The following is a 15648-nucleotide window of genomic DNA, read 5'->3' on the forward strand; positions in this document are numbered from 1 at the left end:
GCGGGATGGCGACGTTCAGACAATCTAGCGTTCGACATTATGATTGTCTACAATCTGCAAGTTCACCCGGCCGGAGCCGCCCCGGACACCGCCGTGGCCGCACAGAAGCCTGCGCACCGGGGATGATGTCGTCATCGACGTTGCGCTCACGGAAGGAGCACCGATGTACCACCCGCCACGGGCCACCCTGGCGACTGCGCCGTCCTTCTCGCGCGTGACGCGCCCCTCGACCGTCGACCTGATCCAGACCGAGCTGCGCAACGCGGTGTACGCGGGCGTGCTCGCCGTCGGCTCGCCGATCCGCGAGGTGGAGGTGGCGACGCAGCTCGGCGTGAGCCGCGGCCCGCTGCGGGAGGCCGCCCAGCGCCTGGTCCAGGAGGGGCTCCTGGTGGCGACGCCGGGGCGCGGCATGCGCGTGGCGACGATCTCGCGCGAGCGGCTCCCGGCGCTCTACGAGGCGCGCAAGTCCGTGGAGATCACCGCGGCCCGCCTGCTCGTCCGCTCCGGGGACGACGCCGCGCTGGCAAGCGTGCGCCGGGCGTACGACGACCTCGTCGACGCGAACCGCACGGGTGACGCGCGCCGGGTCGGCGGAGCCGACCTGAACCTGCACTGGGCGCTCGTCGCGGCGACCGGCAACCCCTGGCTCACCCGCTGGATGACCACGCTCATCGTCGAGGTGCGGATGGCCACCTTCTCCGTGAGCGACGAGTACGTCGTGCGCAAGGACACCGCCGACGCGCACGCCGCGATCGTCGAGCGGCTCGAGGCCCGCGACGAGGAGGGCCTCGTCCGGACCATCACCGAGATGCTCGACGGCGCCGTCGCGCGGTTGCTCGGCCGCGAGGACGAACCCGTGGAGACACTCGAGGAGCCGGCGGACGCGCCCGCGATAACGCTCGGCCCGATCGACGCGCCGGACGAGCCGTAGGGGTCGAGCCCGTCGGGACCCGGCTCCCCGGACGACCGGCTAGACCCAGGCCGCCGGGTCCGCGAGCACGGCCTGCAGCACCTCGCGGGCGCCGCCCGTCAGCGCCGCCTGCGGCCCGGCCTGCGCGGCCCTGACCTGCAGGTCCACGAACGGGGCCGCGAGCACGCGGTCGGCAAGCACGGCCTCGATGTCGGCGCGGAGCCACGGCAGCAGGTCGGTGTAGGCGCCGCCGAGCACGATCGTCGAGACGTCGAGCAGGTTCACGAAGTCGGCGAGCGCCGAGCCCAGGGCCCGGCCGGCGGGCAGGACGCCGCGGTCCGGCACACCCGTGCCGCCGTCGGCGAGGCGTTCGACGAGCGTGGTGAGGGGGGCGTCGGGCGGCAGCCCCGCCGCGCGCATGATGGCCGCCTTGCCCGCGTACTGCTCCAGGCAGCCGAAGGCGCCGCACGAGCAGCGCGGCCCGGCGGGGTCGACGACGACGTGCCCGATCTCGCCATTCCAGCCCCGCTCCCCCAGGAAGAGCGCGCGGTCGACGACGATGGCCGCGCCGATGCCGACGTCGCCGGAGACGAACACGAACGAGTCGGGTGCGGCGACCTCGGACCCGCCGGCGAGCTCCGCGAGGGCCGCGAGCTTGGCCTCGTTGGCGATACGGACGGGCAGCTCCCCGAGGCCCAGCAGGCCGACCGGCTCGAGGGAGGACCAGCCCAGGTTGGGCGCCACCTCCAGCAGGCCGGTGCGCGGGTCGACCAGGCCGGGCAGGGCGAGCCGCGCGCCCGCGACCGTCATGCCCGAACCGGCCACGCCGTCGCAGACCTCGCGGGCGAGCTCGCCGAGGCGGCCGAGCACCACGGCGGGGTCGCTGTCGTGGAACGCGCCCGGGACCACGCGGTCGGCCACCACGTCGCCGGTGAGATCGAGCACACGCGCGCCCAGGTAGTCCACGTTCACCTCGAGGCCGAGGCCCACCAGGGACCGGGGCGCCGGGACCAGCGGGACGGCGGGACGACCGGCCCGGCCGCCGGTCACGGCGGGCAGCTCACGCACCAGCCGGGCGGCCACGAGCTGGTCCACCAGCGTGGACACCGTGGCCCGGGCGAGACCGGTCGCGGCCGCCACCCCCGCGCGGGACAGTGGTTCAGGCACCTCGAACACCGCGCGGGCGACGAGCTCCAGGTTGTGCTCGCGCAAGGAGTGCTGGCGGGCCGCGGCGGGGCCCGTCCGCGTAGAGGTGTCGTGGGCGGTCCCGGCGGTGGTCACGCCTTGACTGTAGCCGAGGGCCGGGTAATAGTTCAGTCGTACAACTAATGCGGCGCCGCATGCCGGGGCCGCCCTCGACGAGGAGACCCCGTGAGCGACATCAAGTACTCGTTCGGCCTGTGGACCGTCGGCTGGCCCGCCGCCGACCCGTTCGGCACCGCGACCCGCCCCGAGCTCGACCCGGCCGAGTCGGTCCGGAAGCTCGCCGACCTCGGCGCCTGGGGCTTCACGTTCCACGACAACGACGTCTACCCCTTCGGTTCGGACGACGCCGAGCGCCAGAAGCACATCGACTCCGTCAAGAAGGCCTCCGCCGACACCGGTCTGGTCTGCGAGATGGTCACCACCAACACGTTCACGCACCCCGTCTTCAAGGACGGCGCGTTCACCTCCAACAACCGCGACGTGCGCCGCTTCGGCCTGCGCAAGGTGCTGCGCAACGTGGACCTCGCCGCCGACATGGGCGCGTCCACGTTCGTCATGTGGGGTGGCCGTGAGGGCACCGAGTACGACAACTCGAAGGACCTCAACGCAGCGCACGCGCGGTACGCCGAGGGCATCGACACCGTCGCCTCGTACATCAAGGAGAAGGGCTACGGGCTGAAGATCGCCCTGGAGCCCAAGCCCAACGAGCCCCGCGGCGACATCTTCCTGCCGACCATCGGGCACGCCATCGCGCTGATCGACTCGCTCGACAACGCCGACATCGTGGGTCTCAACCCCGAGGTGGGCCACGAGCAGATGGCCGGCCTGAACTACACCCACGGCATCGCCCTGGCGCTGCACGTCGGCAAGCTGTTCCACATCGACCTGAACGGTCAGCACGGCCCCAAGTACGACCAGGACCTCGTGTTCGGCCACGGCGACCTGCTGTCCGCCTTCTTCACGGTCGACCTGCTGGAGAACGGCTTCCCGAACGGCGGCCCCCGCTACGAGGGCCCGCGCCACTTCGACTACAAGCCCTCGCGCACCGAGTACCTCGACGGCGTGTGGGAGTCGGCCGCCGCCAACATGAAGACGTACGACCTGCTCGCCGCCAAGGCGAAGCAGTACCGCGAGGACCCCGAGGTCCAGGCAGCGTTCGAGCAGGCCGGGATCTTCGAGCTGGGCCAGTCGACGCTCGCCGAGGGCGAGTCGTTCGACTCCTTCCTCGCCGAGGCCGACCCCGACGTCGACGCCCTCGCCGAGAAGGACTACGGCCTGGTCCGCCTGCACCAGCTGGCGCTGAACCACCTGATCGGCTGACCCCCTCTGTTGAGTGCTGGCTATTTGTTGCCCCGCCGCGGGAAATTCAACGAATAGCCAGCACTCAACGGTTGCAGGCCGGAGCGCGGTAGCGTGGCCAGCCGCGTCCCATCCCCACATCTTCTGGAGCACCGATGCCCCTCGTCGCCGGCGTGGACACGTCCACGCAGTCCTGCAAGATCGTCGTGCGCGACGCCGACACCGGCGCGCTGGTCCGCACCGGTTCCGCCAAGCACCCGGACGGCACGGAGGTGGACCCGCAGCACTGGTGGGACGCCTTCCAGGAGGCGGCGGCCGCCGCCGGCGGCCTGTCCGACGTCGCCGCGATCTCCGTGGGCGGCCAGCAGCACGGCATGGTCACCCTCGACGCCGACGGCAACGTCGTGCGCCCCGCGCTGCTCTGGAACGACACCCGTTCCGCGCCGTCGGCCGAGGCCCTGATCAGCGAGCTCGGCGACGGCGACCGCACAGCGGGCGCGCAGGCCTGGGCCGACGCCGTCGGCTCCGTGCTGGTCGCGTCGCTCACCATCACCAAGCTGCGCTGGCTGCGCGACAACGAGCCGGAGAACGCCGCGCGCGTCGCCGCCGTCGCGCTCCCCCACGACTGGCTGTCGTGGCGCATCGCGGGCTACGGCCCCGCAGGCGACCCGACCGCCCCCCTGGGGCCGCAGCTCGACAAGCTGTTCACCGACCGCTCGGACGCCTCGGGCACCGGGTACTACGACGCCGCCGTCGGCGAGTACCGGCCCGACCTGCTGGAGCGCGCCCTGGGCCGGACCGACGTAGTGCTGCCGCGCGTGGTCGGAGTGGCCGAGGCGGGCGCCGTCGCGCACCCGGGCGTCGCGGGCTCCGCGGTCGAGGGCGGGGCCCTGATCGGGCCGGGCGCGGGCGACAACGCCGGCGCGTCCTTGGGGCTCGGCATGACACCGGGCGACATCGCCATCTCGATCGGCACCTCGGGCGTGGTGTCCGCCGTCGCGCCCAAGCGCACCGCGGACGGCACCGGCGCGATCAACGGCTTCGCCGACGCGACCGGCAACGCCCTCATGCTCGCCGTCACGCTCAACGCTGCGCGCGTGCTGGACGCCGCCCGCGAGGTGCTCGGCGTCGACTTCGACGAGCTCGCCGAGCTGGCGCTCCAGGCCCCGCCCGGCTCCGACGGCCTGGTGCTCGTGCCGTACCTGGAGGGCGAGCGCACTCCCAACCGGCCCGACGCCACCGGCACCCTGCACGGCATCCGCCTGGCCACCTCGACCCGCGCCCACCTGGCCCGCGCCTACATCGAGGGCATGCTCTGCGGGCTCGCCGACGGCCTGGACGCGCTGCGCGCGCAGGGTGTCGCGGTGGAGCGCGTGATGCTGATCGGCGGGGCCGCGCAGTCCCCGGCCGTGCAGCAGATCGCCCCGCAGGTCTTCGGCCTGCCGATCAGCATCCCCGAGCCGGGCGAGTACGTGGCCGACGGCGCCGCGCGTCAGGCCGCATGGACGCTCGCCGCGGCGTCGGCCCAGGGCGGCGCGGACGACGTCGCCGCTCCCGCCTGGTCCACGACGATCGCGACGACCCTGGAAGCCGACCCGAAGCCGGTCGTCCGCGAGCAGTACGCGGCGGTCCGCGACCTGGTCTGACCCGTCGGCGGGCGCGGCCACACCGGGAACCACTACGAGTTCGGGGTGTGTTGCTCTGCGTAGAACGTGTCTACGCAGAGCAACACACCCCGAACTCGTACGTTCATCCTGACCGGTCGGACCGCGTGTACCGCAGATGCCGGAACCGCAGCCCCGAGGACGACGTCGTCCACTCCGTCGCGGAGGCGACCGCCCACTCCGGGCCGATCTCCGGGGCGTACACGTCGCCCTCGACCTCGGTGTTGATCTCGCTCACCTCGAGCACGTCGGCGACGGGCATCGCGGCGTTGTAGATCTGCGACCCGCCCATCACCCAGATCTCGTCGCCGCCCGGGGCATCGGCCGCGACCGTGAGCGCCTCGCCCAGCGTCCCGGCCGGCACGACGTCGCCGTCGGCGTCAGGTACCCCGTAGGGGCCGCGCGAGGAGATGACGATGTTGGTGCGCCCCGGCAGGGGGCGCCTGGGCAGCGACTCCCAGGTGAGCCGGCCCATCACCACGGGGTGTCCGGCCGTGGTGATCTTGAAGTGTGCGAAGTCCTCGGGCACGTGCCACGGGATGTCACCGCCGGCGCCGATCACGGGCCGGCCTGCGGCGTCGCGCGCCTGCCCCCAGATGAGCCCGATCATCAGACGGCGATCGGGGCCTTGATGGTGGGGTGCGAGACGTACCCCAGCACCTCGATGTCCTCGAACTCGTAGTCGAAGATCGAGTCGCGCGGGGCGAGCCGCAACGACGGGTAGGGGTACGGGTCGCGCGCGAGCTGCGTCTCGACCTGCTCTACGTGGTTGTCGTAGATGTGCACGTCACCGCCGGTCCAGACGAACTCGCCGACCTCCAGGCCGGTCTGCGCCGCGACCATGTGCGTCAGCAGCGCGTAGGACGCGATGTTGAAGGGGACGCCCAGGAACAGGTCGGCGGAGCGCTGGTAGAGCTGGCAGCTCAGCTTGCCGTCCGCCACGTAGAACTGGAACAGGGCGTGGCACGGCGGCAGGGCCATGTCGTCCACCTCGGCCGGGTTCCACGCCGTGACGATGTGCCGCCGCGAGTCGGGATTGGTGCGGATCTGCTCGACGACCTTGGCGATCTGGTCGACGTGTCCACCGTCGGGCGTGGGCCAGGAGCGCCACTGGACCCCGTAGACCGGGCCCAGCTCGCCCGACTCGTCGGCCCAGTCGTCCCAGATCTTGACGCCGCGCTCCTGCAGCCAGCGCACGTTGGAGTCGCCACGCAGGAACCAGAGCAGCTCGTAGACGACCGACTTGAGGTGCACGCGCTTGGTCGTGATCAGGGGGAACCCCTGGGCCAGGTCGTACCGGATCTGCCGCCCGAACACGCTGCGCGTCCCCGTGCCGGTGCGGTCGCCCTTGCGGGTACCGGTGGCGAGCACGTCGCGGAGCAGGTCCTCGTACGGGGTGTCGATCTCGGTCATGGAGGCAAGCCTACGTCCGCTCCCCGGGCGAGCCCCGGAGACGTGCCGCCGTCAGCCCTGCTTGGCCCGGAGCTCCTTGAGGTGGGCCCCGCGGCGGCGGTAGAGCACCCCCATCGTCACGATCACGAGCGCCACGACGCCGCCCGTCACCGCGCCCCACGCCGACCCGCCGCGGAACGCCGGGCCGTCGACGTCGAGGATCCGCTCGCCGGCGTGCGCCGCCGCCGAGGTACCCAGCACGATCCCGAGCGTCAGCAGGTTCGGCACCGCGAACACGACCGCCGCCGCGAGAAGCCCGCTGCGCACCTGCCAGGACCGTCTGGTCAGCACCGCCTGCGCCAGGAACAGCACCGGGACCAGCGTGAACACCGCGCCCACCAGGAGCCCCCACCAGGCGCCCGCGGTGAACGAACCGTCCACCGCGTTGCCGATCACCTGGGCCCACCAGCGCGGCAGGAAGGCGTCGAGGAACAGGTAGCCCAGCCAGACGGCGAGGATCACGCCGGCCACGCCGAGCAGGCGCACGCCGATGTCCTTCCAGTCCGGCCGCCACGCGGTTCTCCCGCCGCCCGACGTCGCCCCGGCCGCCCCCTGCTCGCCGCTCACGTTCTGCGCCATGGGTGAGATCGTCGCAGCGTACGGGCCCGTCCGCCCGCCGAACGGGAACGTCGCGGGGGCCGTTCGCGTTGAGCACTAGGCCGACCGACCGGGGACCCGAGGCACCCAGCTACGTGACCGTGTCGGTGAGCAGTGGAAGGATCACCCTCATGACGGAGCAGACCACCACCCCGGGAGCCACGCCGACCGAGGACGCCGTGACCCCCTCACCCACGGACCCGCTGTGGGTGGAGCGCAACGGCACGCGCACGTACACGGGCTTCTCGGCCCGCGGCGCGCGCGTCGAGATCGGACCGGCCAGCGCCGGTGCGGTGTTCACGCCCGGCGAGCTGCTGAAGGTCGCGCTCGCCGCCTGCGCCGGGATGAGCAGCGACCGCGCCTTCGCGCGTCGCCTGGGCGACGACTACCAGACGACCATCCGCGTCGAGGACCCCAAGGACATGGCAGAGGACCGGTACCCGGTGCTCACCGAGAAGTTCGAGATCGACCTGTCCGCCCTCGACGACGAGGACCGCGCCAAGCTCCTGACGATCGCCCAGCGGTCGATCGACAAGGCCTGCACCGTCGGGCGCACGCTCAAGGCGGGCGCCCGGATCCCGGACGCGCAGTTCAACCAGCCGGAGGGCTGACCATGACCGACGACAAGAAGCTGACCGCAGCCGAGTCCAACGGCAAGGCCACCCCGGGCGACGCGCTCGTCAAGCCGGACGGCTCGCTGCACGTCACCAAGGCGGACTGGCTCAACTACAAGCCGGACGGCCCGCTGGACCACCTGGTGGACCGAGCGGTGACCATCCCGTCGGCGACCATCCACAAGCATGTGGACAAGGTGCGCGCCCGGAACCCCGACGCCTCGCCGGCCGAGATCATCAAGCTCCTGGAGAAGGAGTACATGCGGGTCATCCAGACCACGGGCAGTGCCGTGGGCGCGGCCGCCGCGATCCCCGCGGTCGGCACCGCGGCGAGCGTCGCGCTGTCGACGAGCGACGTGGCGACGTTCTTCGCGTCGTCCGCGGCGTTCTCCCTCGCCGTCGCGGACGTGCACGGGATCGACGTGCAGGACGTCCCGCGCCGGCGGGCGCTCCTGCTCGCCACCGTGCTCGGTGACAAGGGCGCCAAGGATGTCGAGGACGCCATCGGGGGATCTGGCGTCGCGTGGGGCAAGGTGCTGCTCACGAGCATGCCGCGCGGCACGCTCCAGCGCGTGAACAAGGCGCTGACCCACCAGTTCATCAAGAAGCAGATCGCCAAGCAGGGCAGTCTGCTGCTCGGCCGCATCCTGCCGTTCGGCATCGGCGCCGTGGTCGGCCTGGTCGGCGCCCGTGCGCTCGGCCACACCGTCATCGCGCAGTCCCGCGCCGCGTTCGGCCCCCCGCCGGACCGCTTCCCGCGCGTCATCGAGCAGAGGTAGGTCGTTCCCGGCGCCGAGCCGCCGATATTAGCGGGCGGCGAGGCAGGATTCCGGGACCCGACCTAGGCTGCGGGTCATGGCGGACACGACGCACGGCGCACTCGCCCCGACGTACCATCCCCTGCCGGTCACGATCGCGCGGGCGCACGGTACACACGTATGGGACACGGACGGCAACGAGTTCCTCGACTTCCTGTCGGGGTACTCGGCCCTGAACTTCGGGCACCTGCACCAGGGGCTGGTCGCGGCTGCGATGACGCAGCTGCGCCAGGTCACCCTCACGTCCCGCGCGTTCGACCACGACCGGCTCGAGGAGTTCGCCCAGCGGCTCGTCGAGGTGGTGGGCCCACTGACGACCGGCGGCGAGGACAGCCTCGTGGTGCCGATGAACACCGGCGCCGAGGCCGTGGAGACCGCGATCAAGGCGGTCCGCAAGTGGGGCTACGACGTGCGCGGCGTGCCCGAGGACCAGGCGAAGATCGTGATCGCCGGGGGCAACTTCCACGGCCGCACCACCACCCTGGTCGGGCTGTCGGACGACCCGGTCGCGCGCGACGGGTTCGGCCCGTTCGGCCCTGGTTTCGTACGGGTGCCGTTCGGTGACCTGCAGGCGGTGGCCGACGCCGTCGACGACACCACCGTGGCCGTGCTCATGGAGCCGGTGCAGGGCGAGGCCGGCGTGGTGATCCCGCCGGACGACTTCTGGCCCGGCCTGCGCGCCCTCACCGCCGAGAAGAACATCGCCCTGGTCGCCGACGAGATCCAGTCGGGTCTCGGCCGCACCGGCACCACCCTGGCCTGCGAGCTCTGGGGCGTGCAGCCGGACCTGGTCTGTCTGGGCAAGGCGCTCGGCGGCGGGATCGTTGCGGTCTCGGCCGTCGTCGGCAAGCCGGAGATCCTCGGCGTCCTCACGCCGGGTACTCACGGTTCCACGTTCGGCGGCAACCCGCTGGCATGCGCGGTCGGCATCGCCGCACTCGACCTGCTCTCGACGGGGCAGTACCAGGCCCGCGCCGCGGCGTCGGGCAAGGTGCTCCAGGAGCGGCTCGACGCGCTCGTGGACCAGGGTCTGCTGACCGGCGCGCGCTGCGTCGGGCTCTGGGCCGGCGTCGACGTGGACCCGAAGCTCGGCACCGGCCGTGAGCTGTGCGAGGCGCTGCTGGAGCGGGGTGTGCTCGCCAAGGACACGCACGCCTCGACCATCCGCCTGTCGCCGCCGCTGTCGATCGTGCAGCCCGAGCTGGAGATGGCGCTCGACATCCTGGAGGAGTCCCTGGTGGCGCTGCGGGACGGCGGTCCGGGCGGCGGTGCCGGCGAGGAGCCGGCCGACGACGGGTCGGACGGCGACAGCACAACTGCCCCATCCACGGACACGTCAGACATCCCAGACGCAGAAGTCACCCCGCCCCGCAAGCGCCGCCGGTCACGGCTGTCACCGGCCGCCGGCTGAGCGTATTCTCCCGGGGGTGACCACTACGACGTCGTCCCACAACACCGTCATGCTCCCGGACCTCGCGCAGCTCCAGCAGGCCTACGCCGAGCTTCAGGCCAAGGGCCTGAAGCTGGATCTCACGCGCGGCAAGCCGTCCGCCGAGCAGCTCGATCTCGCCGAGCCGATGCTGGCCCTGCCCGGCGTGGGCGTGCACACCGACGAGACCGGCACGGACGTGCGCAACTACGGCGGGCTGGACGGCGGCATCACGATCCGCCGCATCTTCGCCGAGCTGCTCGACGTGCCCGTGGAGCAGCTCCTCGCGGGCGGCAACGCGTCGCTCACGACCATGCACGACGTCGTCGCGTTCGCCGAGCTGTTCGGCTTCCCCGACTCACCCAAGCCCTGGGCGCGCGAGGAGAAGGTGCGCTGGATCTGCCCGGTGCCGGGCTACGACCGGCACTTCACGATCTGCGAGGCCTTCGGCATCGAGATGATCCCGGTGCCGATGACGGCGGACGGCCCGGACGCCGAGGCCGTGGCCGCACTCGTCGCGACCGACCCCACGATCAAGGGCATGTGGGTCGTGCCCACGTACTCCAACCCGGACGGCGCGGTCATCAGCGCCGACGTCGCCCGCGCACTGGTCTCCATGCCTGCCGCCGCCCCGGACTTCCGCATCCTGTGGGACAACGCGTACGCGGTGCACCACCTGACCGACGACGAGGTGACCAGCCCGAACGCGATCGCGCTGGCCGCCGAGTCCGGCCACCCGGACCGGGTGCTGCTGTTCGCCTCGACGTCCAAGATCACGTTCGCGGGCGCGGGCGTGTCGTTCCTGGGCAGCTCGGCGGCGAACATCGCGTGGTTCAAGAAGCACCTGTCGGTCGCCTCCATCGGCCCGGACAAGCTCAACCACCTGCGGCACGCGATGTTCTTCGGCTCGGCCGACGGCGTGCGCGACCACATGCGCAAGCACCGCGCGATCCTGGCGCCGAAGTTCGAGGCCGTGGTCGAGATCCTGACCGAGCGCCTGGGTGGCTACGGCATCGCGTCGTGGACCGAGCCCAAGGGCGGCTACTTCGTGTCGCTCGACGTCGCACCGGGCACGGCCGCCCGGGTGGTGCAGCTCGCCAAGGAGGCGGGGATCGCCCTGACCCCCGCCGGTGCCACCCACCCGTACGGCAAGGACCCGCAGGACCAGAACGTGCGTCTGGCACCGTCGATGCCCCCGCTGGAAGAAGTCCGTACCGCGATGGACGGCGTCGCGACCTGCGTGCTGCTCGCCGCGGCCGAGGCCGCGCAGGCCTGATCGCACCATCTCTGACGGGTCAGACCCTCAGGTCACTGCGGTGACCTGAGGGTCTGACACGTTCAGGGTCCCGGTCAGTCCGGGCAGTGCTTGTTGACCACGAGCACCGGGCAGGCCGCGTGGTGCAGCACCGCCTGGCTCGTCGAGCCCAGCAGCAGCCCGCGGAACCCGCCGCGGCCGCGCGAACCGACGACGACGAGGTCCGACGCCGTGGAGAACTCCGTCAGCAGCTCCGCGCCCGTGCCGTCCAGCACGATGCGCCGGATGCGCAGGCCCGGGTTCTCGGCCTCGTACCGGTCGACGAGCACGTCCATGCCGGCCCCGATGTCGGCCAGGACCTGCTCCCGGTCGATCGACGACGGCAGCCACGCCAGCATCCCCGCGTTGCCCACGGGCACGCCGGTGACGGCGGTCAGCTCCGCGCCCCACGCGTTGGCCTGGACGATCGCATGCTGCAGCGCCCGCTCGGCCTGCGGCGACCCGTCCACGCCGACGACGATGCGGCGCACCTCCCGGATCTCCGCTGCCCCGGGGGCCACGTCGCTCTCGGCGTCGTCCGCCGAGCCGGCGGCGGTGCCGGGCTCACCCGAGCTGAGGTCCGGCGGGGTCCAGGAGACGCCCCGGTTGGTCTCTGCCCGCAGCGGGACCACGACCACCGGGCACTTCGCGTGCGCCGGCAGCGCGGACGACACCGTACCCAGCAGACGCTCCGTGAAACCTCCTCGGCCGCGGGTGCCCACGACGGCAAGCCCGTAGTCGGCGGACAGCTCCACGAGCACGCCGGCGGCGTCACCGGTGGCGACCTCCGTCGTGGCGCGCACCCCGGCGTCGGCCACGCGGTTCTCCGCCTCGACCAGGACCGCCTTGGCGCCCTCCTGGATGGTGGTGTCGTCGAGGGCGGCGTACCCACCGTCGAGCGACGCGGCCGTGAACGACGGCAACGAGTAGCTGCACACGATGTGCAGCGCCCAGCCCACGCGGTGTGCGTAGGCGGTAGCCCAGTCCAGCGCGTGCAGACTCGCGGCCGATCCGTCCACCCCGACCAGTACGACCTCGGATCGTGTCATCGCCAGTCCTTTCTACGGCAGTGCACCTTTGCCCTCCAACGCTACCGGCGGAGCACCGGTATCGGGTAACCGGAGGCAAAAAGTCTGCAGAAAGATGGCAAAGCAGAGCGCCCGCCCGGTCGTGACCGGACAGGCGCTCAGCGAGGTGTTACGTGGCCGCGATCAGCCCAGGCGGATGAACGTCGGGTTCGACTGCCAGATGGTGCGGAAGTCGACCACGGTGCCCGGCTTGGACGCGTCGATCATGGTGTTGCCACCGGCGTAGATCGAGACGTGCCCGGGGGTCCACATCAGGTCGCCCGGCTGTGCCTCCGACGCCGGCACCTGCGTGCCGTAGCCGGACTGCGCCGAGGACGAGTGCGGCAGCGAGATACCGAGCTGGCCGTAGACGTAAGAAGTAAAGCCCGAGCAGTCGAAACCGCTCGGGCTGCTGCCACCGGAGACGTACGGAACGCCGATGTACCGGCTGGCGATGGAGATCACGGAGTTGCCGATCGCCGACGCCGGGACGTCGACGGACGATGCGGTCGAGACCGTAGTGGCGGCTGCGGCAGCGGCCTCGGCAGCCTCGGCGGCGGCGGCCTCAGCGGCCTCCTCCGCCTCCTTGGCGGCCAGCTCGGCCTGATAGTCCTCGTTGTCGGCAGCGGAGACCACCGAGACGGCGGACTTCTCGACGCTGAGCTCGGCGTCGGGCGCGACGGTCACGACGGGAGCGTTGGACAGGGACTCACGGGCCTGCGACGTCAGCGCGTTGAGGTCCACGGAGTTCATCTTGGCGGGGCCGGTCTCCAGCGGAGCGGCCTGCGCAGCCATCGCGCCACCGAACGTCGAGACCAGGAGCGCGCCACCTGCGGCGGCGACCGCGGTACGGCGACCGACGGCGGCGTTCTGGGCGAGCTCGGTGAGCGGAGTCACAGGGCGACGCGCAGCACGATGGCGTGCGCGGGTGGTACGTGCAGTCACGTAGTACCTCTCCTTGTACGCCTTCGAGGTCAGCTGTCGGGTTCGGGTGGGAGAAATCACCCGGCCGTGCGCTCCCGAAGGATTGCCCGGCTTCACCCCTAGGACGCACCCTGGCGCCCGATGGTGGGTCCCCCGCCTCTGTCATGCGGTCGTCTTGGGGCCCCGGCCGGTGACAGAGTTCGGCGTCCGTCCGGAGACTCCCTCGGAATAAACTCCGCGGGAGCGGTCCGAACGTACCCGACGTCACCCCCGATGTCACGTTCCGGCAACGAATGTCATGGCGTGTCGGACAGAGGGTGACACCTTTCCGGCAAAAGGGGCCATTTCGCACCCCCGTCGCCACCTACCGGGGCAACCGGATCAGGCGGTGGCGACGAAGAGGTGCCGGGCCAGGTCCTCGCCCAGCTCGAGCGCCGTCCCGGCGCCGTCGACCGTCACCGTGTACGTACCGTCGCTGAGCTCCGCCGTGATCCGCGAGCCGGGCACGAGGCCGGCGTCGGACAGGCGGGCCAGCAGCTCGACGTCCGTCTGCAGGGGCTCCGCGATGCGGGTCAGCGACGCCGCGAGCGGCTCGCCCTTCACGCCCTTCTTGGCCGCGGCCTCGAACGCCGAGGGCAGCGAGATCACACCGGCCAGGAACGGCACGTCCGTGTAGGCCTCGCCCAGCTCCGACAGGCCTGGGATCGGGTTGCCGTAGGGGTCGTGGTGCGGGTGGTCGAGCAGGCCCACGAGCCGCTTCTCCACCAGGTCGCTCATCACGTGCTCCCAGCGGCACGCCTCGACGTGCACGTGCTCCCAGTCGAGCTTGATCACGTCGGTCAGCAGGCGCTCCGCCAGGCGGTGCTTGCGCATCACGCGCATCGCCTTGTCGTGCCCGAGCTCCGTGAGCTCCAGGTGGCGATCACCGGTCACGATCACGAGCCCGTCGCGCTCCATGCGCGCGACCGTCTGCGACACCGTCGGTCCGGAGTGCCCCAGACGCTCCGCGATGCGCGCGCGCAGGGGGGTGATGCCCTCCTCGTCGAGCTCGTAGATCGTCTTGAGGTACATCTCGGTGGTGTCGATCAGATCCGTCACGTCAGCTCCCGTCATGCGCGCAGCCGCCCAGTCGCCCGTGGGCTCGGCGCCCCGGGCGTCGGCCCAGGTTCTAGTCTAGTTCTGTGCCACTGACAATCCCGACACACCTGCTGCCCACCGACGGCCGTTTCGGCTCAGGCCCTTCCAAGGTGCGCCCGGGACAGGTAGATCATCTCGTGGCGAACGCCCACGTGCTCGGTACGTCGCACCGGAAAGCACCCGTGAAGGACCTGGTTCGCCGCATCCGTGAGGGTGTCACGGAGCTGCTCGGTGCGCCCGACGGCTACGAGGTGACGCTCGGCAACGGCGGCGCGACCGCCTTCTGGGACGTGGCCACCCTGTGCCTCGTGGAGCGCAAGGCGCAGCACGCGTCGTTCGGCGAGTTCGGCGGCAAGTTCGCCACGGCCACGTCGCGCGCCCCGTTCCTCGACCCCTCCCAGGTGATCACCGCGGAGCCGGGCGCCGTGGCCTACCTCGAGCCGGCCGACGACGTCGACACCTACGCCACGCCGCACAACGAGACCTCGACGGGCGCGATGGCCCCGGTGCTGCGCCCGTCCGGACCGGACGGCGCGATCGTGCTCACGGACGCGACGTCGGGGGCCGGCGCGCTGCCGGTGGACCTGCGCCAGACCGATGCCTACTACTTCTCCCCGCAGAAGGCGTTCGCGGCCGACGGCGGCCTGTGGCTCGCCGTGCTGTCCCCTGCCGCCGTCGAGCGGGCCGCCCGGATCGAGGCCTCGGGCCGCTGGGTGCCGGAGTTCCTGTCGCTCACGACGGCGATCACGAACTCGCGCCTGGACCAGACGCTGAACACGCCCGCCGTGGCGACGCTCCTGCTCCTGGCCGACCAGGTGGAGTGGCTCCTCGCGCAGGGCGGCCTGAAGTGGTCGGCCGAGCGGTGCGCGACGTCGGCCGAGATCCTCTACGGCTGGGCCGAGAAGCGCCCGTGGGCGACGCCGTTCGTGGCCCGCCCGGAGGAGCGGTCCACGGTGGTCGGCACCATAGACCTGGCCGACGAGATCGACGCCGGACGGGTACTCTCCGAGCTACGCGCCAATGGCGTCCAGGACGTGTTCGCCTACCGCAAGCTCGGGCGGAACCAGCTCCGCGTCGGCATGTTTCCTGCCGTCGAGCCCGACGACGTAGCCGCGCTCACCGAGTGCGTGGACTACCTCGTCGAGCGCATCTGACCAGGCTGATCACGTCCGCAATACCCCTTCGACGGGGAGTTCTGCCTATTGTCCGGTGCACGGGGGCTCTGTAACGTTTCCGC

At 71.7% G+C, this 15648-nt stretch carries 15 protein-coding genes and 1 riboswitch; of the genes, 8 read left to right on the top strand and 7 right to left on the bottom strand.

Annotated features, from left to right (window positions below; genetic code table 11):
• Positions 1-163: 163 nt before the first annotated feature.
• Positions 164-931: a GntR family transcriptional regulator gene (locus ACH47X_RS13470; RefSeq protein WP_397405022.1), complete on the top strand. Its 768-nt coding sequence runs from the start codon at positions 164-166 to the stop codon at positions 929-931.
• 39 nt (positions 932-970) lie between these two features.
• On the opposite strand, the gene ACH47X_RS13475 is transcribed toward ACH47X_RS13470, so the two are convergent.
• Positions 971-2191, bottom strand: a complete 1221-nt coding sequence (locus ACH47X_RS13475) for an ROK family transcriptional regulator (protein ID WP_397405024.1) — start codon at positions 2189-2191, stop codon at positions 971-973.
• Between the two features lie 90 nt (positions 2192-2281).
• On the opposite strand from ACH47X_RS13475, the gene xylA reads away from it, so the two are divergent.
• Both xylA and xylB read left to right on the top strand, forming a co-directional pair.
• On the top strand, positions 2282-3436 hold the full coding sequence (gene xylA, locus ACH47X_RS13480) for a xylose isomerase (RefSeq protein ID WP_397405026.1): 1155 nt from the start codon (positions 2282-2284) through the stop codon (positions 3434-3436).
• A 134-nt stretch (positions 3437-3570) separates the two neighbouring features.
• Complete coding sequence (gene xylB, locus ACH47X_RS13485; protein WP_397405028.1) at positions 3571-5061, top strand: xylulokinase; 1491 nt, start codon at positions 3571-3573, stop codon at positions 5059-5061.
• 103 nt (positions 5062-5164) lie between these two features.
• Here the strand turns inward: xylB and ACH47X_RS13490 are convergent, their stop codons facing one another.
• From ACH47X_RS13490 to ACH47X_RS13500, 3 genes are read right to left on the bottom strand one after another with little or no spacing between them, the layout of a single operon-like run.
• Positions 5165-5689, bottom strand: a complete 525-nt coding sequence (locus ACH47X_RS13490; protein ID WP_397405030.1) for a dihydrofolate reductase — start codon at positions 5687-5689, stop codon at positions 5165-5167.
• A complete protein-coding gene (locus ACH47X_RS13495) occupies positions 5689-6492 on the bottom strand; it encodes a thymidylate synthase (RefSeq protein WP_397405032.1) in 804 nt (267 codons plus the stop codon). The genes ACH47X_RS13490 and ACH47X_RS13495 overlap by 1 nt, the downstream gene beginning before the upstream one ends.
• Positions 6493-6543: 51 nt before the next feature.
• Positions 6544-7110: a hypothetical protein gene (locus tag ACH47X_RS13500; protein WP_036964406.1), complete on the bottom strand. Its 567-nt coding sequence runs from the start codon at positions 7108-7110 to the stop codon at positions 6544-6546.
• A gap of 149 nt (positions 7111-7259) precedes the next feature.
• Here ACH47X_RS13500 and ACH47X_RS13505 point away from each other — a divergent pair, with 149 nt between their 5' ends.
• From ACH47X_RS13505 to ACH47X_RS13520, 4 genes are all read left to right on the top strand, one after another.
• Positions 7260-7739, top strand: a complete 480-nt coding sequence (locus tag ACH47X_RS13505) for an OsmC family protein (protein ID WP_084800458.1) — start codon at positions 7260-7262, stop codon at positions 7737-7739.
• A 2-nt stretch (positions 7740-7741) separates the two neighbouring features.
• Entirely contained in the window at positions 7742-8521 is a 780-nt protein-coding gene (locus tag ACH47X_RS13510) for an HMG-box domain-containing protein (protein ID WP_142040345.1), read from the top strand.
• A 76-nt stretch (positions 8522-8597) separates the two neighbouring features.
• Positions 8598-9971, top strand: a complete 1374-nt coding sequence (rocD, locus tag ACH47X_RS13515; RefSeq protein WP_397405035.1) for an ornithine--oxo-acid transaminase — start codon at positions 8598-8600, stop codon at positions 9969-9971.
• A gap of 49 nt (positions 9972-10020) precedes the next feature.
• Positions 10021-11265 (top strand): aminotransferase class I/II-fold pyridoxal phosphate-dependent enzyme, encoded by a 1245-nt coding sequence (locus ACH47X_RS13520; RefSeq protein WP_397405144.1) that lies wholly within the window; start codon positions 10021-10023, stop codon positions 11263-11265.
• Between the two features lie 74 nt (positions 11266-11339).
• Here the strand turns inward: ACH47X_RS13520 and ACH47X_RS13525 are convergent, their stop codons facing one another.
• The 3 genes from ACH47X_RS13525 to ACH47X_RS13535 all read right to left on the bottom strand — a co-directional run bounded on the left by ACH47X_RS13525 (position 11340) and on the right by ACH47X_RS13535 (position 14372).
• Positions 11340-12332 carry a universal stress protein gene (locus ACH47X_RS13525; protein WP_397405036.1) on the bottom strand — a complete coding sequence of 331 codons (993 nt, stop codon included), beginning with the start codon at positions 12330-12332 and terminating at the stop codon, positions 11340-11342.
• Positions 12333-12494: 162 nt separating this feature from the next.
• Entirely contained in the window at positions 12495-13247 is a 753-nt protein-coding gene (locus ACH47X_RS13530; RefSeq protein ID WP_397405038.1) for a C40 family peptidase, read from the bottom strand.
• Positions 13248-13297: 50 nt separating this feature from the next.
• A riboswitch (cyclic di-AMP (ydaO/yuaA leader) is annotated at positions 13298-13490 on the bottom strand.
• Positions 13491-13655: 165 nt separating this feature from the next.
• The gene (locus ACH47X_RS13535) at positions 13656-14372 is read right to left on the bottom strand and encodes a metal-dependent transcriptional regulator (protein ID WP_036964626.1); all 717 of its coding nucleotides are present in this window, start codon (positions 14370-14372) and stop codon (positions 13656-13658) included.
• Positions 14373-14455: 83 nt separating this feature from the next.
• On the opposite strand from ACH47X_RS13535, the gene serC reads away from it, so the two are divergent.
• Positions 14456-15565, top strand: a complete 1110-nt coding sequence (gene serC, locus ACH47X_RS13540; protein WP_397405041.1) for a phosphoserine transaminase — start codon at positions 14456-14458, stop codon at positions 15563-15565.
• The last annotated feature ends 83 nt before the right edge of the window (positions 15566-15648 follow it).

The sequence above is a fragment of the Promicromonospora kroppenstedtii genome (assembly GCF_044389675.1).
Lineage (GTDB): Bacteria > Actinomycetota > Actinomycetes > Actinomycetales > Cellulomonadaceae > Promicromonospora > Promicromonospora kroppenstedtii.

Coding starts and splice junctions, on each gene's coding strand:
- ACH47X_RS13470 (WP_397405022.1), top strand. CDS start 164: ATGTACCACCCGCCACGGGCCACCCTGGCGACTGCGCCGTCCTTCTCG.
- xylB (WP_397405028.1), top strand. CDS start 3,571: ATGCCCCTCGTCGCCGGCGTGGACACGTCCACGCAGTCCTGCAAGATC.
- ACH47X_RS13490 (WP_397405030.1), bottom strand. CDS start 5,689: ATGATCGGGCTCATCTGGGGGCAGGCGCGCGACGCCGCAGGCCGGCCC.
- ACH47X_RS13495 (WP_397405032.1), bottom strand. CDS start 6,492: ATGACCGAGATCGACACCCCGTACGAGGACCTGCTCCGCGACGTGCTC.
- ACH47X_RS13500 (WP_036964406.1), bottom strand. CDS start 7,110: ATGGCGCAGAACGTGAGCGGCGAGCAGGGGGCGGCCGGGGCGACGTCG.
- ACH47X_RS13505 (WP_084800458.1), top strand. CDS start 7,260: ATGACGGAGCAGACCACCACCCCGGGAGCCACGCCGACCGAGGACGCC.
- ACH47X_RS13510 (WP_142040345.1), top strand. CDS start 7,742: ATGACCGACGACAAGAAGCTGACCGCAGCCGAGTCCAACGGCAAGGCC.
- rocD (WP_397405035.1), top strand. CDS start 8,598: ATGGCGGACACGACGCACGGCGCACTCGCCCCGACGTACCATCCCCTG.
- ACH47X_RS13520 (WP_397405144.1), top strand. CDS start 10,021: ATGCTCCCGGACCTCGCGCAGCTCCAGCAGGCCTACGCCGAGCTTCAG.
- ACH47X_RS13525 (WP_397405036.1), bottom strand. CDS start 12,332: ATGACACGATCCGAGGTCGTACTGGTCGGGGTGGACGGATCGGCCGCG.